Genomic DNA, 18,803 nt, shown 5'->3' with positions numbered 1-18,803 from the left:
CGGCGCGCCCCGGCGATTACGACTTCTTCTTCTGCTTGTCCGGATCGATGATGACCGTGCAGGTCGTGCCCGCCGACAGCACCACGTCGGCCGGCACTTCGTCGATCCGGATGCGCACCGGCACGCGCTGCGCGAGGCGCACCCAGTTGAAGGTCGGGTTCACGTCCGCGACGAGGTCGCGGCTTTGGGGGTTGTCGCGATCGTAGATGCCGCGCGAGATGCTCTCGACGTGGCCCTTCATCACGCCGCCGCTCATCAGCCGCATTTCGGCCGGTGCGCCGATCTTCACGCGCGGCAGCTTGGTTTCCTCGAAGTAGCCGTAGACCCAGAACGAGTGGCTGTCGACGATCGCGAGCTTCGCCTGGCCGGCCACCGCATAGTTGCCCTTGAACGTCTGCAGATTCGTGATGTAGCCGTCGACCGGCGCGACGACGCGCGTGCGCTCGAGGTTGAGCTTCGCGGCGTCGAGCGCGGCGATGGCCTGCTGGTACTGCGCATCGGCGCTCGATGCGCTGTGCGCCGCGTTTTCGCGGTTTTCCTTCGACACGACGAGCGCATCGAGGTCCGCGCGGCGGGCCGCGTCGTCGCGGCGCATCTGCAGTTCCACACGGCGGGCGGTGACGGCCGCCTGCGCCTGCTCGACCGCGATCTGGTAGTGCGACGGATCGATCTGCATGATCAGGTCGCCTTTCTTCACGAGCTGGTTGTCATGCACGGGCAGCTCGACGATCGCACCCGACACGTCCGGCGCGACGTTGATGATCTCGGCGCGCACGCGCCCGTCGCGCGTCCACGGATCGTCCATGTAGTGCACCCACAGCGAGCGCCCGATCAGGATCGCGACGAGAAGGATGACGGCGGTCGCGACGAAGCCGAAGAGTTTTCTGAGCATCATGATGGTTCGGAATCAACGGTAAACGGCAAGACTCAGTCCGCCGCAAATACAGACGAGAAGGCAGGCCCGGAACAGCGACGGATGCCAGACGAGACGGTAGAGGCCCGTATAGGCGAGCAGGCGGTCGACAGCCCAGGTCGCGATCGCGCCGAGGGCGAACATCAGCACCACCGTGGGCATGTAGGCATCGAGAATGGCGATTTCACGCGGCATCATGACGGGGCTCCTGGTTGAGGACGCACGGGGCGGTTGCGGTTGAGCGGCTCGAGCGGCGATTCCGGGTCGAGCAGCGCGGTCCGCACGAAATGCAGGTGGCTCAGGATGCGCTGCAGCCGATGGCGCTCGTCGCGCGACGGCTCGACCGCATCGAGCGTTTGCCGGGTCGCGTCGATCGCCGCATTGGTCGCGGCGAGCGTCGCGTCGAAACGCGCGGCGCTCGGCTTCGAGAACAACGCCGACAGCGCGCTGCGCATCGTCTCGATCGCGCGCCGCCACGGCATCGCGGGCGCATAGCGCGGATCGGACGGCAGCGTCGCGAGCTCGTGACGCAGGTCGATCGTCGCGTTGCCGGTTTCGAGCACCGCGAACATCCAGCGCAGCGCATCGCGCTGCACGTCGGGCTGGTCGGCCGACAGCGTGTGCGCCTGGTACATCAGGTCGCGCGCACCGCTCTCGAAGCGCGTGCGCAAGCCCGCGAGCCGCGCGTGACCGGCCGCGACGGCCTGGTGGCGCAGGTCCGCGAACAGCCGCTTCTTGAGCCACGGCGCGGTCGGCGGGAACAGCACCGCGAACGCGATCGCCGACACCAGCATCGCCAGCACGAGCGAGAGCGAATCGTTCATGAAACTGGTCGGATCGTAGTGCGTGATGTTGTCCGGGCCGGCGAGGAAGCTGAAGAAGATCAGGTAGCCCATCCCGTAGCCGGCGAGCTTCGGCTTCAGCGTCAAGTAGATGCCGATCGCCAGCAGCGGCGCGAGCGCGACGCACAGCAGCGGGAATCCGTCGATGTGCGGATAGATGCCGAACGTCAGCAGGAAGCCCGTGCAGACGGCGAGCGCGGTGCCCATGCCCATCTGCGCGGACATCGCGGTCGGGCGCGGCGTCGACGACGCGAGCGCACAGGTGGCCGCCGCCGTCAGCGTCATCGTCACGCCGCTCGGCCATGCGGTCTCGATCCAGAACCAGCCGAGCACGAGGATCACGGTCGCGGTGCGAATCGCCGCGATCACCATCGCCGTCGCATTGGTGCGCGGCTCGTAGCGTTCGATCCAGCGTTCGCGCTCGTGCGTCGCGGTCGACAGCGACGCATAGGTGGCTGCGTATTCGTGCAGGTCCGTGATGAAGCGGTACAGCAGTTCGGCGGCCGTGTCGAAGTCGAGCAGCGGAAAGTCCGGCTGCGTCTCGAGCGCGGCGCGCGTCGCGCGGATGCGGCGCGGCAGCGCGTCGCGCCACGCGAGCAATTGCGCGGCCGCATGGCCCGCATCGGCCGACGTGCGCACCGGTTCGCCGGCGGGCGTCAGCAGCAGCGGGGCGATCTCGCGAAAGTACGGCTCGATCGCGTCGATCGCGGCCTGTGCGCCGGCCGCATGCAGCCGGTTCATCAACTGGTGCAGCGCATGGAACCGGCTCGACACGCTCATGAACTCGCTGTTCAGCCGCGCGAGGCGGCCGCTGCGCATCCGCGTGTCCGGATCCTCGAACACGGCCATGCTGCGCGCGGCCTCGAACCCAACCACGTCGGCGACGAAGCGCGTATGGATGGTTTCGATATGCGCGCGGTCGAGCTGGCCCGACAGCGCCGCCGCGACGTAGTCGACGAAGCTGCCGAAGCGCTTGCGCACCGTCGTGCGCATCTGCTCGCCGGTGGTCTGCGGAAACACGAGTGCGCTGACCACGCCGGCCGATACGATCCCGACCATGATTTCGGCCACGCGCGTCATCGCGCTCATGAACGCGCCGTCCGGGTGCTGCGACGCGGGCAGCCCGATCAGCGCGGTCGTGTAGCCGGCCAGCAGGAAGCCGTAGCTGCGGAAGTTGCGGTTGCGCGCGGCGCCGGCCGTGCACAGGGCGACCCACAGCGCGACCGCCAGCAGGAACAGTTGCGGCTGCTGCGGGAACAGCCCGACGAAGGTGAGCGTCGCGATCAGCCCGAAGATCGTGCCGGCGACGCGGTAGAAGCTTTTCGCGAGCACCGCGCCGCTTTGCGGCTGCATCACGATGAACACGGTCGTCATCGTCGTTTTCGGCGCGGGCAGGTCGAGCCGCATCGACACGCCGGTCGCGATGAACGCGGCGAGCAGCGCCTTGAACAGGTAGAGCCACGCGGCGCCGTCGGTGCGGGCCCAGTCGCCGAACGCGGCGGTCCAGGCTGCGAACGGCCCGCCGGCGGGCGTGGAAGCGGGGGAGGAGGCTGACATGGCGGCGCTCCGCGTTACCGTGCGGCCGGCACGGCGGACGCGCCGGCGGTCGCGACTTCCGCGGGCCGGGCGACGGCTGCCGCGGGCTTCGTGCCCGACGCGGCGGCCGGCGCAGCGGCCTCGTCCTTCGGCGGATGGCCGCCCCGCACGTCCATGCCCGTCTCGACCCCGCCGCCGAGCGCGGCCATCAGCTGCGCGTGCGCAGCGAGGCGTTCCGCGTCGATGCGGGCGGCCGTCTCCTGCGCGCGCAGCAGTTGCTGTTGCGCGACCAGCACGTTCACGTAATCGGTCAGCCCGCGGCGGAAGCCTTCGCGCGACAGTTGATAGCTGCGATCGTTGGCCGCCACCGACCGCACGGCGTCCTTCTTCTGCGTATCGAGCGAGCGGATCCGCACGACCTGGTCGGCGATGTCCTTGAGCGCGCCGACGATTGTCTGGTTGTAGCGCTCGACCGCCTGGTCGTAGCCGGCATTCGCGGCGCCGAGCTGCGCACGCAGCCGGCCGCCTTCGAAGATCGGCAGCGACAGCGCGGGGCCGGCCGTCCAGCCGCCGTTCATCGCGCGCAGGAAGTCGGTGAACGGCGCGGTCACGCCGAAGCCGCCGACCGTCGCGAGCAGGTCGATGTTCGGGTAGAACGACGCCTTCGCGACGTCGATGCCGCGCGCCTGCGCGTCGACCGTCCAGCGCGCCGCGACGACGTCGGGGCGGCGGCCGAGCAGGTCGGCCGGCATGGCCGACGGCAGGCCGGCCGGCGCATCAAGCGCAAGCTGCGGCCGCTTGATCGCGTCGCCGGCACCCGGGCCCTTGCCGGCCAGTGCGGCGAGCTGGTGGCGCGCGAGCTGGATCGCTTCTTCATAGCTGTCGATCTGGCGCTCGTAGTCGGGCAGCGTCGATTCCGCCTGGCTCACGTCGAGCTGCGTGCCGAGGCCGGCCTGCAGCCGCTTGCGCGCGAGATCGGCGAGCGAGCGCTGGCGTTCGAAGGTTTCGTGCGCGAGGTCCAGCAGCGCATAGTTCATCGACATGTCGACATACGCGCGCACGACGTTGACCTCGAGTTCGAGCTTCGCCGCCCGTGCGTCGGCGGCGCTCGCATGCGCGGTGTCGAGCGCACGCTCGGTCGCGTTCTTGTCCTTGCCCCACAAATCGAGGTGGTACGACAGGCCGAGCGTGCCGGTATTGTTCCAGGTGTCGGCGTTCGCGAGCGGGCCCGGGCCGTAGTACACGTTGTCCGGCCAGTGCTCGCGCATCAGCGACAGGTTGCCGTTGATCTGCGGCAGTTCGGCCGAACGGGCGACGCGCGCCATCGCCTGCGCTTCGCGCACGCGGGCCTCGGCGGCCGCGAGGGTCGGGTTGCCGGCCTGGGCGGCGGCGATCCACGCATCGAGCTGCGGATCGCGGTACGCGCGCCACCAGTCGGCGGCGGGCCAGCCCGCGTCGCGGTCGGCCGCGCGGATGGCCGCGCCGGCGTCGAGCGCGTTCGCTTCGATGCGAGCGGACTGGGTTTTGTTGTCACCCATGCTCGCGCAGCCGGTCATTATTAATGAGACTGCAAGAACCGCCAGTGCGAGCGTCCCTTTTTTCGCCGGAGACTGCACGATTTTCTCCCTTTCGGATATAGATGAGTCGGAGGCGATTATATTTTTCAGCGATTCCTGAATAAACGGACAACGGTGCAAGTCATTTTTACGAATCCTGAGATAATATTTGTTGGACCCTGTGCAACAATCCCTCCGGATTCACAGGGGTAACAGGATGGATACGCTACAAAACATGCGGGTATTCGTCCGCGTGGTCGACGCGGGAAGCTTTACCGCGGCCGCTCAGCAGATGAATTCGACCACCGCCTACGCGTCGCGCGCGGTCTCGGATCTCGAGGCGCACCTGCGCACGCGTCTCCTGAACCGCACGACGCGCCGGATCGCGCTGACCGAAGCCGGCGAGCGCTATCTGCAACGCTGCGAACAGATCCTCGCTTACGTCGACCAGGCCGAAGCCGAGGCGGGCGACGCGCATGCGCGCCCGTCCGGCAAGCTGAAGGTCCATTGCTTCACGAGCCTCGGCCAGCACTATCTGGTGCCGGCCATCGCGCGCTACCGCGAGCGCTATCCGGACGTGCACGTCGAGCTGACGCTCGCGCAGCGGATGCCCGACCTGCTCGACGAGGGGTATGACGTCGCGATCGTCGTCGGCCGCGATCTGCCCGATTCGGGACTCGTGTCGCAGCGGCTCGGCGAGAGCTACAGCGTCGTGTGCGCATCGCCGGGCTACGTCGAGTCGCACGGCGTGCCCCAGCGGCCGGCCGATCTCGCGCAGCACGTGTGCCTCGGGATGGTCGCGCCGGGCTTTCACTTCGACGAATGGGCGCTGGCGGGGCCGAATGGCGACGAGGTCGTGCCGATCACGGCGCCGCCGTTTCGCGTGAACGTCGCCGAGGCGCTCGCGGTGGCCGTGCGGGAGGGGATGGGGATCGGCGGGCTGCCGCTCTATTCGGCGATCGGCTGGCTGCGCAGCGGGCACATCGTGCGCGTGATGCCCGAGTACCGGTCGCACCTGATGAACATCTACGCGCTGTATCCGTCGCGCCAGTACCTCGACGCGAAAATCCGGACCTGGGTCGATTTCCTGCGCGAAGAGCTGCCGCTCACGCTCGAAGCCGACGAAGCCGCGCTCGAACAGTACACGCGTGCGACATGACGGCGCGGTCGACCGCCATCTGACGAGATTTGTCCTTCACGCAACATTTTTTTACGAACGTGTGTCAGACAGTTTGATACTGTGGGAATTAACGAGATACACCACACCGGAGTAGCAATGGATACGCACCTGATGATCGGCCTTGGCGTCCTGCTGGGCGCGGCTGCCGCCGCGGCGGCGACCCGCGACCTGCTGCGTGCGATGAAGGCGAAGGCGCAGATGAAGCCCGTGCCGGTCCGCGTGCGCGACCCGCGCCGCCCCGGCCGCTGATCCTGCCGTCACGCTTCGGGTCGGGAAGGCCGCGCCGCGCGGCCGCCCGGGCCGGCGCTCAGCCGAGCTCGACGACCTTGTCCCACGCGAACGCGGGGTTTTCCCATTCGCCGGTGCGCCGATGAAGGTAGCCGCGCGGATTGCACACCACGCGCGTACCGCCATCCGCAACGTAGTCGAATGACGTATGCGTGTGGCCGTGCAGCCACAGATCCACCGGCGGCCGCACCAGTTCCGCCATATCCGTGACGAATCCCGCCGACGCCAGATCTTCCGCATAGCGTTCCGCCAGCGAGCGCCGGTGCGGCGCATGATGGGTGACGACGATCGTCCTGCCCGCGAACGGCGCCGCCAGCTGCGCTTCCAGCCATGCGCGGTCTTGCCGGTGCAGCGCGATTGCGTCGGCCGGCGCGAAATCCCGTTCCGGCGCCTCTGCTGGTGTATGCACCGCCGCATCGTGCGGCCAGGTCACCTGGATCAATCCCTTGAAATCGAGCATCACGCGCAGGCCGGCGTCGGTCGCGCGCGCGATGCTGGCTTCGTCCTGGCCGAACAGCGAAAAATCGGCCCAGAGTGTCGTGCCGAGCACGCGGAAGCGTTGGGCGGGATCGACGTAGACGCCGTTGTTCAGGTAGTGCACGTTGTCGAGCGCATGCGCGGCGTCGCGCATCGCCATCTCCAGCGCGCCGAATTCCCCGTCGTAATACTCGTGGTTGCCCGGCACGTAGATCACCGGCACCGCCGGGTCGAACGTCTCGGCGGCCCAGCGCAGGCCTTCCGCGTGATTGTGGATGTCGCCGGCCAGCACGACGAGATCCGCGTCGGCATGCGGGATCGCGTCGGGCAGGTTGTTTTCGAGATGCAGGTCGGACAGGACGCGGACTTTCACGGGATTCGCTCCGGAGTAGGCGGCTTCAGCGCAGGACCTTGCCGGGATTCATCAGGCCGCGCGGGTCGAGCGCGGTCTTCAGCGTGCGCATCAGCGTCGTTTCGACCGGCGACTTGTAGCGCTGCGCGTCGTCGATCTTCAACTGGCCAATGCCGTGCTCCGCGCTGATCGTGCCGTGGTGGCGGTGCACGTTGTCGTAGACGATCCGGTTGATCGGCGCCTGGAACGCGGCGAGGAACGCCTTCGCATCGCCGCCTTCGGGCATCTGCACGTTGTAGTGCAGGTTGCCGTCGCCGAGGTGGCCGAACGTGACCATCCGCGCGCCCGGCGCGGCCTGCTGGATTGCCGCGTCGGTCTCGTCGATGAAGCGTGCGATCGACGAGATCGGCACCGCGATGTCGTGCTTGATGTTGAGTCCTTCGTCGGCCTGCGCGAGCGGGATGTGCTCGCGCAGGTCCCAGAACGCACGCGATTGCGCGAGGTTCTCCGCGACCACCGCGTCGACCACGAGCCCGGCCTCGAACGCTTCTTCCATCAGCTTCTCGAACAGCGCGCGCGCATGCGCTTCGCTTTCGTTGTCGGACAGCTCCAGCAGCACCGTTTGCGCATGGGTCTGCGCGAACGGGTAGCGCAGTTGCGGATAGTGCTTGCCGACCAGCTGCATGCAGAAATCCGACATCAGCTCGAAGCCGGTCAACAGCGGCCCGGCCGCGCGCTGCGCGAGCGCGAGGAAATCGAGCGCCGCGTGCGGCGATTCGAGCGCGGCCAGCGCCGTGACCTGCGCGGCCGGCAGCGGATGCAGCTTCATCACGGCCGCCGTGATGATCCCGAGCGTACCTTCGGCGCCGATGAACAGGTCGCGCAGGTCGTAGCCCGTGTTGTCCTTGCGCAGTCCGCGCAGCCCGTCCCAGATTTCGCCCTGCGGCGTCACGACCTCGAGCCCGAGGCACAGCTCGCGCGCGTTGCCGTAGCGCAGCACCGCGGTGCCGCCCGCATTGGTCGACAGGTTGCCGCCGATCGTGCAGCTGCCTTCCGCCGCGAGGCTCAGCGCGAACAGCCGGCCGCCTTCGCGGGCGCGCGCCTGCACGTCGGCGAGGATCACGCCGGCTTCGACGGTGATCGTGTTGTTGTGCGGATCGAGCGCGCGCACGCGGTTCAGGCGCGCGGCGCTCAGCACGGCCTGGCTGCCGCTCGCATCGGGCGTCGCGCCGCCGGCGAGCCCCGTGTTGCCGCCCTGCGGGACGAGCGCGACGCCGTGCGTGTTCGCGAGCCGGACGAGCGCGGCGACTTCGGCTGTATCGGCCGGTTTCAGCACCGCGCACGCGCTGCCCTTGTAACGGCGGCGCCAGTCGGTCAGGAACGGTTCGGTGTCGTGCGGATCGGTCAGCACGTAGGCGGCGCCGATCGCGTCGCGGCAGGCGGATACGAAAGCTTCGGAAGAAATCATCACGTTCGGTCGCGTAAGGGTCAGGACGCAGCGCGCTGCTTCTTCGCCGCGCGCTTGTACGGCGCGACGTACGCGAGCGCAGCCACGAAGAAGCCGACGGCGAGCGCGGTCTCGCACCAGCCGAGCGTCGCGGACAGCCCGCGATCGGACATGCCGCGCACGATGCCTTCGGCCAAATAGACGAGGATCAGCATGCTTGCCCACTGCATCGTATAGATGTTACGCCGCCAGACGCCGGGCAGCGCGAGCGCGAGCGGCACGGCCTTGAGCATCAGCGCGGAGCCGCCCGGGCGCAGCGGCGCGAGCCACAGTTCCCATGCGAGCGACAGCGCGATCAGGGCGACCAGGCACACGGCGGCGGCCAGCGCGTAGTGCGGCCGGGCCGCGGCGGCCGGACGGGCGGGGGCGTTCATGCGGCCCCGGCGGCCTGGGCGTCGGCGAGGGCCGCCGCCGCGCGCGCGAGCCGTACGCCGAGCGCGGCCGCGAGCGCCTTCTCGTCCGCCGACAGCCCACCGGGCGCGGCGCGGTCGTGCTGCGCAACGTGCGATGCGCCGTACGGCGTGCCGCCGGTCCGCGTTGTGCTGAGGGCGGATTCGGTGTACGGGATCCCGACGATCATCATCCCGTGATGCAGCAACGGCAGCATCATCGACAGCAGCGTCGACTCCTGGCCGCCGTGCAGGCTGCCGGTCGACGTGAACACGCTCGCGGGCTTGCCGATCAGCGCGCCCGACAGCCATTGCGGCGTCGTGCCGTCGAGGAAATACTTGAGCGACGCGGCCATGTTGCCGAAGCGGGTCGGCGAGCCGAGCGCGAGGCCCGCGCATTCCTCGAGGTCGCGCAGTTCCGCGTACGGCGGGCCGTCGGCCGGGATGTCGGGGGCGGTGGCTTCGCAGACGGCCGACACGGGCGGCACGGTGCGGATGCGGGCCTGCATGCCCGGCACGCTGTCGATACCGTTCGCGATCGCGAGCGCGAGATCGCGCGTGGCGCCGTGACGGCTGTAATAGAGGACGAGAATGTCTTTCATGGGCGACGGAGCCGCGTGCGGCCGCGCGCGTGCCCGGTGCAGTCGGCCCCTGCTGGAATCGAGCGGCTATTATAGGGGCTGAAGCCGTCGCGCAGCGCGGCGGCGCGCCGTGACGCGCGCAGCATCAAGAAGGAGAAGCGGTTTGCCGAAGTTGAGCGTCGATCTCGTCACCATCAAGCGCCTCGCGCAGTTCGCGGCCCGGCGCAGCGCCGAGGATCGCATCCCGCAAGTGGCGGGCAGCCTGACCTTCACGACGATGCTGGCGCTCGTGCCGCTGCTGACGGTCGCGTTCGCGCTGTTCACCGCGTTCCCGATGTTCGGGTCGTTCCAGATCTCGCTGCAGGGGTTCCTCGCGGATCACCTGATGCCCGCGCAGTTCAACATCCAGATCTTCAAGTACCTGAACCAGTTCGCGTCGAAGGCCAAGGGGCTGACGACGGCCGGCCTGATCGTGCTCGTCGTCACGTCGGTGATGACCATGATGACGATCGAATCGGCGTTCAACCTGATCTGGCGCGTGCGCAAGCCGCGGCCGTTCGCGCAGCGCGTGCTCGCGTACTGGGCGCTGATCACGCTCGGGCCGTTGCTGTTCGGCGTGAGCCTGTCGATCTCGTCGTACCTGTTCACGCAGTCGCTCGCGTTCACCGGCGCGGGGCCGTCCACGTCGATCGTCGAGTGGCTGCTCGCGCTCGCGTCGCTGCCGTTGACGGTGCTCGCGTTCACGCTGCTGTACGTGTACCTGCCGAACTGCGCGGTCGCATGGCGCGACGCGGTGATCGGCGGGCTGTTCGCGGCCATCGCGTTCGAACTCGCGAAGCGCGGCTTCGGCTACTACGTCCGGCGCATTCCGACCTATACGGCCGTCTATGGCGCGTTCGCGGCGCTGCCGGTGTTCCTGCTGTGGGTGTATTTGAGCTGGTTCATCGCGCTGCTCGGCGCGATGGTGGCGTCGGCGCTGCCGGCGATTCGCGTCGGTCAGTTCCACCGGATCCACTATCCGGGCAGCGACCTGCTCGACGCGCTCGAACTGCTCGCGCGGCTGGCCGAAGCGCGCGCGGCCGGCAAGCGCGGCTATACGGCGCTGCGGCTCGCGACGATGCTGCGCTGCGACATGGAAACCGCGCAGCGGTTGCTGACGACGATGGAGGAGCGGGAATGGGTGGCGCGGCTCGAGGGCGACGGCGAGGCCACGCCGCGCTACATCCTGCTCGCGAACCCGGAGCAGTTGACGCTCGCGCAACTGTTCGACGTGCTGGTGATCGACCGCACGGAGCTGACCTACCAGCTCCAGCGGCGCCGCAGCCACGTCGACGGCGCGGCGCTGCTCGCGGTGCTGTCGAGCGACCGGTTCGACGTGACGCTCGCGTCGCTGATCGCCGCGCACCGGCTCGCGGGCGGGCAGCCGGCCGGGAGCGCCGGGCAGGCGCCGGGCGTGGCCGATCCGCACGCGCGGCCGCCGCGGCCTGCCTGAAGGCGGGGGCCGGCGGCTACAGCGGGATTTTGCCGGTGCAGATGTCCTTGAACATCACCCAGTCGCCCATCAGGCTGTAGATCGGGTGCCGGAACGTGGCCGGGCGGTTCTTCTCGAAGAAGAAGTGCCCGACCCACGCGAACCCGTAGCCGCAGACGATCGCCGCCGGCAGCCACAGCCAGATGCCGGTCGCGACCGCCATCGCGACGCAGCCGATCACGCCGAGCGAGCCGATGAAGTGCAGCCGCCGCGACGTCAGGTTCTGGTGCTCGTTCAGGTAATACGGGTAGAAGTCAGCGAAGCTGGCGAATTGCTCCGTATGCGTATGCGCCATGGCCGTCTCCTCGGGCCGCCGTTCATGAGGCCATTGTGCGGCCGGTAGCCCGCGTCCGCAAGCGGTGGCGGGGCGCCGCGCCGGCCCGTGCTTTCCTTTTGACAGGCTTTCCGATAGGATCGAAAGAGATTTTGCATTCAAGCATGAGGGGACTACGATGCGCGTCAGCGATATTCTGAAAGTGAAGGGCAACACGCTGTTTACGGTGACGCCCGATAAGCCGCTGCGCGAAGCGGTCGATACGATGGCCGAGCACGACATCGGTTCGCTCGTCGTGATGGAGTACGGCGATCTCGTCGGGATGCTGACGTTTCGCGAGATCATCCTGCGCCTGCACGTGAACGGCGGCGCGATCGGCGACGTGCAGGTGCGCAAGGTGATGGACGAGCCGCTCACGTGCACGCCGGAAACGGACGTCAACGAAGTGCGCCGGATGATGCTCGAGCGTCACGCACGCTACATGCCGGTGCTCGACAAGAAGGTGCTGATGGGCGTCATTTCGTTCTACGACGTCGCGAAGACGGTCGTCGAGGCGCAGAGCTTCGAGAACCGGATGCTGAAGGCGTACATCCGCGACTGGCCGGAATCGGAAGCCGAAGCGCACAAGCCGTGAACCACGCCGCGCCCGGCACCTCGATGCATGGGCGCCGCCATCCGGCATGCGGCGGCGCAGGTTTGTCCTGCGCCGCTTTTTTTTCAACGATAACAACACGAGGCCCGCGCAGCTTCGCCCAGACGATGCGCGCGTATTCCGCATGAGCGATCACACGCAAGCCACTTCGGGGCGGCGCGACGAACGGCGCGCCCACGCATCGCAGTTCGACCTGCTGCGCGAGCGCCGCTTCGCGCCGTTCTTCACGACCCAGTTCCTCGGCGCGCTGAACGACAACGTCTTCAAGATCGGCTTCACGTCGCTCGTCACCTATCACACCGCGCGGTTCTCCGGTGTTGATGCGAAGACGGCTGCGTTCCTGATTTCCGCGATCTTCATTTTGCCGTTCGTGCTGTTCTCGGCCACCTCCGGCCAGATCGCCGACAAATACGACAAGGCGACCCTCACGCGCTTCGTGAAGACCTTCGAGATCGTGCTGATGCTGGTAGGCGCGGCCGGCTTCGTCACGCACAGCGCGACGCTGCTGTATCTGTGCACGTTCATGATGGGGATGCACTCGACGCTGTTCGGGCCCGTCAAGTATTCGTACCTGCCGCAGCATCTCGGCGAGCACGAGCTGGTCGGCGGCAACGGTCTCGTCGAGATGGGCACGTTCATCGCGATCCTGATCGGCACGATCATCGGCGGCGCGGCGGCCGGCATCGAAGGCAGCGGCGAGCGCGTGCTCGCGGTGAGCGTCGTCGTCATCGCGCTGGCCGGGCGGCTCGTCGCGCAGCGCGTGCCGTCGACGCCCGCGCCGCAGCCCGACCTCGTGATCAACTGGAACCCGGTCAGCGAGACCTGGCGCAACCTCGGCCTCGCGCGGCAGAACCGCACGGTGTTCCTGAGCCTGCTCGGCATCTCGTGGCTGTGGTTCGTCGGCGCGACGTTCCTCACGTCGTTCTTCAATTTCGCGAAGGACGTGCTGTCCGCGAGCCCCGACGTCGTCACGATCCTGCTCGCGACGTTCTCGGTCGGCATCGGCCTCGGTTCGCTGCTGTGCGAGCGGCTGTCGCAGCGGCGCGTCGAGATCGGCCTCGTGCCGCTCGGCTCGATCGGCATCAGCGTGTTCGCGATCGAGCTGTATTTCGCGAGCCATGCGCTGCCGTCGCCCGGCCATCTGCTGTCGGTCGGCGAATTCCTGGGCGGTGCGCGCCACTGGCGCATCCTGGCCGACCTGTTCCTGCTCGCGATGTTCGGCGGCTTCTACAGCGTGCCGCTGTATGCGCTGATCCAGAGCCGCAGCGCGCCGACGCACCGCGCGCGGATCATCGCCGCGAACAACATCCTGAACGCGCTGTTCATGATCCTGTCGGCCGTGATGGCGATGGGGTTGACCAAGGCCGGCGTCGACATCCCGGGGCTGTTCCTCGTCACCGCGCTGTTGAACGTCGTGGTCGCGACCTATATCTACCTGCTCGTCCCCGAGTTCCTGCTGCGCTTCGTCGCGTGGGTGCTCGTGCACACGTTCTACCGGATCCGCCTCGTGCACGCGGAGCGGATCCCGGCGGAAGGGGCCGCGGTGCTCGTGTGCAACCACGTCAGCTACGTCGACGCGCTCGTGCTGGCCGCCGCGAGCCCGCGCCCGATTCGTTTCGTGATGGATCACCGAATCTTCAAGACGCGTTTCGCGAGCTGGGTATTCCGGCATGCGAAGGCGATCCCGATCGCGCCGCGCCACGAGGATCCCGCGATGCTCGCGCGTGCTTACGACCTGTGCGAGGCCGCGTTGAAGGATGGCGAACTCGTGTGCATCTTCCCCGAGGGCAAGCTGACGAAGACGGGTGACATCAACACGTTCCACCACGGCATCACCGAGATTCTGGGCCGCACCCCGGCGCCGGTGATTCCGATGGCGCTGCGCGGGTTGTGGGGCAGCTATTTTTCACGGCATTCCGACGCACGGATGCCGCGTCCCATCAAGCGCGGCGTGATGAGCCGGCTGACGCTGGCGGTCGGCGAACCGATCCCGGCGTCGGTGGCGACGCCCGAGGCGCTGCAGGCGGCAGTGACCGAGCTGCGCGGCGCGCGGAAGTAGGCGGGCGGCAGGCCTGGCGGCGTTGCGTCGGGTCACGATGACGGCCGCGAACCAACCGGCCCGGCGGAACGGCGCGGGCCGACGAGCGCTGCCCGGCCCATATCCGTGAGCGCGGCCCGTGTGGTCTGAACGGTTCACACGGCCCGCGGGCGCGGGACGGCTGGCATAATAGCGGTTTACCTCTTTTTCTCGACCGGCAAACGATCGACCTGCCTGCGGCCCGGCAGCGCATCGGTTTGCCCATTTCTCTTTGGGCGGTTCCATCATGTCCGGCAATACCCTCGGCACGCTTTTCACTGTCACGACCTTCGGCGAATCGCACGGTCCCGCGATCGGCTGCGTGATCGACGGCTGCCCGCCGGGGATGGGGCTGACCGAAGCCGACATCCAGGTCGAGCTCGATCGCCGCAAGCCGGGCACGTCGCGGCACGTGACGCAACGGCAGGAGGCCGACGAGGTCGAGATCCTGTCGGGCGTGTTCGAAGGCGTGACGACCGGCACGCCGATCGCGCTGCTGATCCGCAACACCGACCAGCGCAGCAAGGACTACGGCAACATCGTCGAGACGTTCCGTCCCGGCCATGCCGACTACACCTACTGGCAGAAATACGGTATCCGCGACTACCGCGGCGGCGGCCGCTCGTCCGCGCGCCTGACCGCGCCGATCGTCGGCGCCGGCGCGGTCGCGAAGAAGTGGCTGCGCGAGCGCTTCGGGGTCGAGGTGCGCGGCTACATGAGCGGCCTCGGTGAGATCGACGTGCCGTTCGTCGACTGGTCGTACGTGCACGAGAATCCGTTCTTCTCGCCGAACGCGGCGGTCGTGCCGGAACTCGAGGCCTACATGGACGCGCTGCGCAAGGAGGGCGATTCGATCGGTGCGCGCATCGACGTCGTCGCGTCGGGCGTACCGGTCGGCTGGGGCGAACCCGTGTTCGACCGGCTCGATGCCGATATCGCGAAGGCGATGATGAGCATCAACGCGGTGAAGGGCGTCGAAATCGGCGCGGGCTTCGACAGCGTCGTGCAGCGCGGCTCGGTGCACGGCGACGAACTGACGCCGGCCGGCTTCGTCGGCAACCACGCGGGCGGCGTGCTCGGCGGGATTTCGACGGGGCAGGACATCACCGTGTCGATCGCGATCAAGCCGACGTCGAGCATCCGCACGCCGCGCCGCTCGATCACGAAGTCCGGCGAAGAGGCGACGGTCGAAACCTTCGGTCGCCACGATCCGTGCGTCGGCATTCGTGCGACGCCGATCGCCGAATCGATGCTCGCGCTGGTGTTGATCGATCATGCGCTGCGCCACCGCGCGCAGTGTGGCGACGTCGAGACGTCGACGCCGAAGATCGCCGGCAGCGCCACCTGATACAAAGCGGGCGGGGCGCCGCGCGCGCCATCTCGACCGTCGAACGATGAATGCAAGCGGGGCGCTGCGTGATGCAGCGCCCCGTTTCGTTTGCGGCGGTTTGCCGTGACCCAAAAAAAATGCGCCGCTCGTGGCGGCGCGTTCCGGCAGGTTACATGTTCGGGTAATTCGGCCCGCCGCCGCCTTCGGGCGTGACCCACACGATGTTCTGCGTCGGGTCCTTGATGTCGCAGGTCTTGCAGTGCACGCAGTTCTGCGCGTTGATCACCAGCCGATCGCTGCCGTCGTCGTTCTTCATGAACTCGTACACCGCCGCCGGGCAGAAGCGCGCCTCCGGCCCCGCGTAGGTGCGCAGGTTCACGTTCACCGGCACGCTCGCGTCCTTCAGCGTCAGGTGCGCCGGCTGGTTCTCCTCGTGGTTCGTGTTCGAGATGAACACCGACGACAGCCGGTCGAACGTCAGCTTGCCGTCCGGCTTCGGGTACTCGATCGGCTCGCACTGCGACGCCGGCTTCAGCATCTCGTGGTCCGCGTGCTGGTGATGCAGCGTCCACGGCACGTTGCCGCCCATCACCTTCTGCTCGAGCCCCACCATCAACGTGCCCAGGTACAGCCCCTTGGCCATCCACTGCTTGAAGTTGCGTGCGCGGTACAGCTCCGTGTACAGCCACGATTGCTTGAACGCATCCGGATATGCGTTCAGCTCGTCCGACTGGCGGCCCGCCTGCACCGCGTCGAATGCGGCGTCGGCCGCCAGCATGCCGGTCTTGATCGCCGCGTGGCTGCCCTTGATCCGCGATGCGTTCAAAAAGCCCGCGTCGTCGCCGATCAGCGCGCCGCCCGGGAACACCGTCTTCGGCAGCGACAGCAGGCCGCCGGCCGTGATCGCCCGCGCGCCGTACGACACGCGCTTGCCGCCTTCGAGGAACGCACGGATCGACGGATGCGTCTTGTAGCGCTGGAATTCCTCGAACGGCGACAGGTACGGGTTCGTGTAGCCCAGGCCCACCACGAAGCCGACCACGACCTGGTTGTTGTCCATGTGATACAGGAACGAGCCGCCGTACGTATCGGACTTCAGCGGCCAGCCGGCCGTGTGGATCACGAGGCCCGGCTTGTGCTTCGCGGGATCGATTTCCCACAGTTCCTTGATGCCGATCCCGTACGCCTGCGGATCGGCGTTCGCGTCGAGCTTGAACTTCGAGATCAGCTGGCGGCCGAGGTGGCCGCGGCAGCCTTCGGCGAACAGCGTGTACTTCGCGTGCAGTTCCATGCCGAGCTGGAAATTCTCGGTCGGCTCGCCGTCCTTGCCCACGCCCATGTTGCCGGTCGCGACGCCTTTGACCGAGCCGTCGTCGTTGTAGAGGATCTCGGCGGCCGGGAAGCCCGGGAAGATCTCGACGCCCAGCGCTTCGGCCTGTGCCCCAAGCCAGCGCGTGACGTTGCCCAGCGAAATCACGTAGTTGCCGTGATTCTTGAAATTGTCGGGCAGCGCCCAGTTCGGCGTCGTGACCGCGCTCTTCTCGGACAGGAACAGGAAGCGGTCTTCCGTCACCTCGACGTCGAGCGGTGCGCCGCGCTCCTTCCAGTCGGGAAACAGCTCGGTGATCGCGCGCGGGTCCATCACCGCGCCCGACAGGATGTGCGCGCCGATCTCGGAACCCTTCTCGAGCACGCATACGCCGATCTCGGCGCCTTTCTCGGCGGCCAGCTGCTTGAGCCGGATCGCCGCCGACAGCCCGGCGGGGCCGCCGCCGACGATCACGACGTCGTATTCCATCGATTCGCGCGGGCCGTATTGCTCGATGAGGCTTGCGGGGGTCATTGGCGTTCCTCTAACCGTTAGAATGCTTTTATTCGGGAGCGTATTGTCTGCGAAACGAAATGCTTGCCGCAACAACATGCAGGTAGATTAGCACGATCGTTCTATTTTTTGTGCTAGGGTAATGCCGCCCGGGCTGTGCCGCCCGGACTGGCGAAACGACATCGAAAGGGGATGTGCAAATGGGTCGATCGATCAATCTGGAAGGCAAGGTCGCGCTGGTGACGGGCGCGTCGAGCGGCCTCGGGCAGCGTTTTGCGCAGGTGCTGTCGCAGGCCGGCGCGAAGGTCGTGCTCGCGAGCCGCCGCGTCGAGCGCCTGAAGGAACTGCGCGCGGAGATCGAGGCGGCGGGCGGCGCCGCGCACGTCGTGTCGCTCGACGTGACCGACGTCCAGAGCATCAAGGCGGCCGTCGCGCACGCGGAGACGGAAGCCGGCACGATCGACATCCTCGTGAACAATTCGGGCGTGTCGACGATGCAGAAGCTCGTCGACGTGACGCCGGCGGATTTCGAGTTCGTGTTCGATACGAACACGCGCGGCGCATTTTTCGTCGCGCAGGAAGTCGCGAAGCGGATGATCATGCGCGCGAATGGCGGCGGCAACGGCAAGCCGCCGTGCCGGATCATCAACATCGCGTCGGTGGCCGGGCTGCGCGTGTTCCCGCAGATCGGGCTGTACGCGATGAGCAAGGCCGCGGTCGTGCAGATGACGCGCGCGATGGCGCTGGAGTGGGGCCGCCACGGGATCAACGTGAACGCGATCTGCCCGGGCTATATCGATACCGAAATCAATCATTACCTGTGGGAAACCGAGCAGGGCCAGAAGCTGCAGTCGATACTGCCGCGCCGGCGCGTCGGCAAGCCGCAGGATCTCGACGGGCTGTTGTTGCTGCTCGCGGCCGACGAGTCGCAGTTCATCAATGGCTCGATCATCTCCGCCGACGACGGTTTCGGCCTCGCCTGAGCGGTTGACATTCAGCAACGAAGAAGACTGCAATGAGCGTAACAAGCGATTACTCGCCCGTTTTTGAGATGTCGATGCCGATCCGCTGGGGCGACATGGACGCGTTCGGCCATGTGAACAACACGGTCTATTTCCGCTACATGGAGCAGGCGCGGATTTCGTGGTTCGAGGCGCTCGGCATTGCCGGCGGCAACGGCGAGGGGCAGGGGCCCGTCATCGTCACCGCGTCGATGGAATTCCTCAAGCAACTGCACTATCCGGGCGACGTGATCGCGAAGATGTCGGCCGCGAAGCCCGGCCGAAGCAGTTTCGACACCGGTTTCGAGCTCACGCGCGCGGACGATCCGCAGCATGTCTATGCACGCGGCAACGCGCGATGCGTGTGGGTCGACTACGCGCTCGGCAAGTCGGTGCCGCTGCCACCACTGCTGCGCGACACGATCGAGCACGCGCTGGCGACGAAAGTCGGCTGAGCGCGGATGCCGCCGGGCCGGCACCGGGTCGCCGGTGACG

The 18,803-nt window shown here is 67.6% G+C and carries 18 protein-coding genes; 8 read left to right on the top strand and 10 right to left on the bottom strand.

Features of this window, described 5'->3' with window-relative positions; genetic code table 11:
- Nucleotides 1-16: 16 nt before the first annotated feature.
- Genes HWW87_RS08980 through HWW87_RS08965 form a run of 4 tightly spaced genes read right to left on the bottom strand, consistent with a single transcriptional unit; the run spans nucleotide 17 to nucleotide 4,907 of the window.
- Nucleotides 17-895, bottom strand: a complete 879-nt coding sequence (locus HWW87_RS08980) for an HlyD family secretion protein (RefSeq protein ID WP_175819997.1) — start codon at nucleotides 893-895, stop codon at nucleotides 17-19.
- A 12-nt stretch (nucleotides 896-907) separates the two neighbouring features.
- Nucleotides 908-1,111: a DUF1656 domain-containing protein gene (locus HWW87_RS08975; RefSeq protein ID WP_034207084.1), complete on the bottom strand. Its 204-nt coding sequence runs from the start codon at nucleotides 1,109-1,111 to the stop codon at nucleotides 908-910.
- Entirely contained in the window at nucleotides 1,108-3,312 is a 2,205-nt protein-coding gene (locus tag HWW87_RS08970) for an FUSC family protein (protein ID WP_175819996.1), read from the bottom strand. The genes HWW87_RS08975 and HWW87_RS08970 overlap by 4 nt, the downstream gene beginning before the upstream one ends.
- 14 nt (nucleotides 3,313-3,326) lie before the next feature.
- Nucleotides 3,327-4,907 (bottom strand): efflux transporter outer membrane subunit, encoded by a 1,581-nt coding sequence (locus HWW87_RS08965; protein WP_175819995.1) that lies wholly within the window; start codon nucleotides 4,905-4,907, stop codon nucleotides 3,327-3,329.
- A gap of 157 nt (nucleotides 4,908-5,064) precedes the next feature.
- Here HWW87_RS08965 and HWW87_RS08960 point away from each other — a divergent pair, with 157 nt between their 5' ends.
- Both HWW87_RS08960 and HWW87_RS08955 read left to right on the top strand, forming a co-directional pair.
- Nucleotides 5,065-6,006, top strand: coding sequence for a LysR family transcriptional regulator (locus HWW87_RS08960; protein WP_175819994.1), 942 nt, complete (start codon nucleotides 5,065-5,067; stop codon nucleotides 6,004-6,006).
- Between the two features lie 117 nt (nucleotides 6,007-6,123).
- The gene (locus HWW87_RS08955) at nucleotides 6,124-6,276 is read left to right on the top strand and encodes a hypothetical protein (RefSeq protein WP_174429583.1); all 153 of its coding nucleotides are present in this window, start codon (nucleotides 6,124-6,126) and stop codon (nucleotides 6,274-6,276) included.
- A gap of 58 nt (nucleotides 6,277-6,334) precedes the next feature.
- Here the strand turns inward: HWW87_RS08955 and HWW87_RS08950 are convergent, their stop codons facing one another.
- The 4 genes from HWW87_RS08950 to wrbA are packed head-to-tail and all read right to left on the bottom strand — an operon-like array spanning nucleotide 6,335 to nucleotide 9,642.
- Entirely contained in the window at nucleotides 6,335-7,165 is an 831-nt protein-coding gene (locus HWW87_RS08950; protein WP_175819993.1) for a metallophosphoesterase, read from the bottom strand.
- Between the two features lie 25 nt (nucleotides 7,166-7,190).
- Nucleotides 7,191-8,612: an FAD-binding oxidoreductase gene (locus HWW87_RS08945; RefSeq protein ID WP_175819992.1), complete on the bottom strand. Its 1,422-nt coding sequence runs from the start codon at nucleotides 8,610-8,612 to the stop codon at nucleotides 7,191-7,193.
- Between the two features lie 20 nt (nucleotides 8,613-8,632).
- A complete protein-coding gene (locus HWW87_RS08940) occupies nucleotides 8,633-9,025 on the bottom strand; it encodes a DUF2069 domain-containing protein (RefSeq protein ID WP_175819991.1) in 393 nt (130 codons plus the stop codon).
- Nucleotides 9,022-9,642 (bottom strand): NAD(P)H:quinone oxidoreductase, encoded by a 621-nt coding sequence (gene wrbA / locus HWW87_RS08935; RefSeq protein ID WP_175819990.1) that lies wholly within the window; start codon nucleotides 9,640-9,642, stop codon nucleotides 9,022-9,024. The genes HWW87_RS08940 and wrbA overlap by 4 nt, the downstream gene beginning before the upstream one ends.
- Before the next feature lie 142 nt (nucleotides 9,643-9,784).
- Between wrbA and HWW87_RS08930 the strand changes: the two genes are divergently transcribed.
- Nucleotides 9,785-11,113: a YihY family inner membrane protein gene (locus HWW87_RS08930; RefSeq protein ID WP_174429579.1), complete on the top strand. Its 1,329-nt coding sequence runs from the start codon at nucleotides 9,785-9,787 to the stop codon at nucleotides 11,111-11,113.
- A gap of 16 nt (nucleotides 11,114-11,129) precedes the next feature.
- On the opposite strand, the gene HWW87_RS08925 is transcribed toward HWW87_RS08930, so the two are convergent.
- Nucleotides 11,130-11,447 (bottom strand): Mpo1-like protein, encoded by a 318-nt coding sequence (locus HWW87_RS08925; RefSeq protein ID WP_175819989.1) that lies wholly within the window; start codon nucleotides 11,445-11,447, stop codon nucleotides 11,130-11,132.
- 157 nt (nucleotides 11,448-11,604) lie between these two features.
- On the opposite strand from HWW87_RS08925, the gene HWW87_RS08920 reads away from it, so the two are divergent.
- The 3 genes from HWW87_RS08920 to aroC all read left to right on the top strand — a co-directional run bounded on the left by HWW87_RS08920 (nucleotide 11,605) and on the right by aroC (nucleotide 15,503).
- Nucleotides 11,605-12,060 carry a CBS domain-containing protein gene (locus tag HWW87_RS08920; RefSeq protein ID WP_006488504.1) on the top strand — a complete coding sequence of 152 codons (456 nt, stop codon included), beginning with the start codon at nucleotides 11,605-11,607 and terminating at the stop codon, nucleotides 12,058-12,060.
- Between the two features lie 142 nt (nucleotides 12,061-12,202).
- The gene (locus HWW87_RS08915) at nucleotides 12,203-14,137 is read left to right on the top strand and encodes an MFS transporter (RefSeq protein ID WP_175819988.1); all 1,935 of its coding nucleotides are present in this window, start codon (nucleotides 12,203-12,205) and stop codon (nucleotides 14,135-14,137) included.
- Between the two features lie 265 nt (nucleotides 14,138-14,402).
- The gene (gene aroC / locus HWW87_RS08910) at nucleotides 14,403-15,503 is read left to right on the top strand and encodes a chorismate synthase (RefSeq protein WP_175819987.1); all 1,101 of its coding nucleotides are present in this window, start codon (nucleotides 14,403-14,405) and stop codon (nucleotides 15,501-15,503) included.
- Nucleotides 15,504-15,654: 151 nt separating this feature from the next.
- Here the strand turns inward: aroC and HWW87_RS08905 are convergent, their stop codons facing one another.
- Entirely contained in the window at nucleotides 15,655-17,328 is a 1,674-nt protein-coding gene (locus HWW87_RS08905) for an electron transfer flavoprotein-ubiquinone oxidoreductase (RefSeq protein WP_175819986.1), read from the bottom strand.
- Nucleotides 17,329-17,507: 179 nt separating this feature from the next.
- On the opposite strand from HWW87_RS08905, the gene HWW87_RS08900 reads away from it, so the two are divergent.
- Both HWW87_RS08900 and HWW87_RS08895 read left to right on the top strand, forming a co-directional pair.
- Nucleotides 17,508-18,290 carry an SDR family oxidoreductase gene (locus HWW87_RS08900; protein WP_050012456.1) on the top strand — a complete coding sequence of 261 codons (783 nt, stop codon included), beginning with the start codon at nucleotides 17,508-17,510 and terminating at the stop codon, nucleotides 18,288-18,290.
- A gap of 32 nt (nucleotides 18,291-18,322) precedes the next feature.
- Nucleotides 18,323-18,763: a thioesterase family protein gene (locus HWW87_RS08895; protein ID WP_175819985.1), complete on the top strand. Its 441-nt coding sequence runs from the start codon at nucleotides 18,323-18,325 to the stop codon at nucleotides 18,761-18,763.
- Nucleotides 18,764-18,803 lie beyond the last annotated feature (40 nt).

Source organism: Burkholderia sp. BCC0419, assembly GCF_902830285.1.
Classification (GTDB): domain Bacteria; phylum Pseudomonadota; class Gammaproteobacteria; order Burkholderiales; family Burkholderiaceae; genus Burkholderia.
This window is presented reverse-complemented; position numbering and strand designations above follow the sequence as displayed.

Excerpts from the sequence above, each read along its gene's own strand:
- HWW87_RS08955 (WP_174429583.1), top strand. The coding sequence starts at position 6,124 with ATGGATACGCACCTGATGATCGGCCTTGGCGTCCTGCTGGGCGCGGCT.
- HWW87_RS08905 (WP_175819986.1), bottom strand. The coding sequence starts at position 17,328 with ATGACCCCCGCAAGCCTCATCGAGCAATACGGCCCGCGCGAATCGATG.
- HWW87_RS08900 (WP_050012456.1), top strand. The coding sequence starts at position 17,508 with ATGGGTCGATCGATCAATCTGGAAGGCAAGGTCGCGCTGGTGACGGGC.
- HWW87_RS08895 (WP_175819985.1), top strand. The coding sequence starts at position 18,323 with ATGAGCGTAACAAGCGATTACTCGCCCGTTTTTGAGATGTCGATGCCG.
- HWW87_RS08970 (WP_175819996.1), bottom strand. The coding sequence starts at position 3,312 with ATGTCAGCCTCCTCCCCCGCTTCCACGCCCGCCGGCGGGCCGTTCGCA.
- HWW87_RS08975 (WP_034207084.1), bottom strand. The coding sequence starts at position 1,111 with ATGATGCCGCGTGAAATCGCCATTCTCGATGCCTACATGCCCACGGTG.
- HWW87_RS08915 (WP_175819988.1), top strand. The coding sequence starts at position 12,203 with ATGAGCGATCACACGCAAGCCACTTCGGGGCGGCGCGACGAACGGCGC.
- aroC (WP_175819987.1), top strand. The coding sequence starts at position 14,403 with ATGTCCGGCAATACCCTCGGCACGCTTTTCACTGTCACGACCTTCGGC.
- HWW87_RS08920 (WP_006488504.1), top strand. The coding sequence starts at position 11,605 with ATGCGCGTCAGCGATATTCTGAAAGTGAAGGGCAACACGCTGTTTACG.
- HWW87_RS08960 (WP_175819994.1), top strand. The coding sequence starts at position 5,065 with ATGGATACGCTACAAAACATGCGGGTATTCGTCCGCGTGGTCGACGCG.
- HWW87_RS08945 (WP_175819992.1), bottom strand. The coding sequence starts at position 8,612 with ATGATTTCTTCCGAAGCTTTCGTATCCGCCTGCCGCGACGCGATCGGC.
- HWW87_RS08925 (WP_175819989.1), bottom strand. The coding sequence starts at position 11,447 with ATGGCGCATACGCATACGGAGCAATTCGCCAGCTTCGCTGACTTCTAC.
- HWW87_RS08940 (WP_175819991.1), bottom strand. The coding sequence starts at position 9,025 with ATGAACGCCCCCGCCCGTCCGGCCGCCGCGGCCCGGCCGCACTACGCG.
- HWW87_RS08980 (WP_175819997.1), bottom strand. The coding sequence starts at position 895 with ATGATGCTCAGAAAACTCTTCGGCTTCGTCGCGACCGCCGTCATCCTT.
- wrbA (WP_175819990.1), bottom strand. The coding sequence starts at position 9,642 with ATGAAAGACATTCTCGTCCTCTATTACAGCCGTCACGGCGCCACGCGC.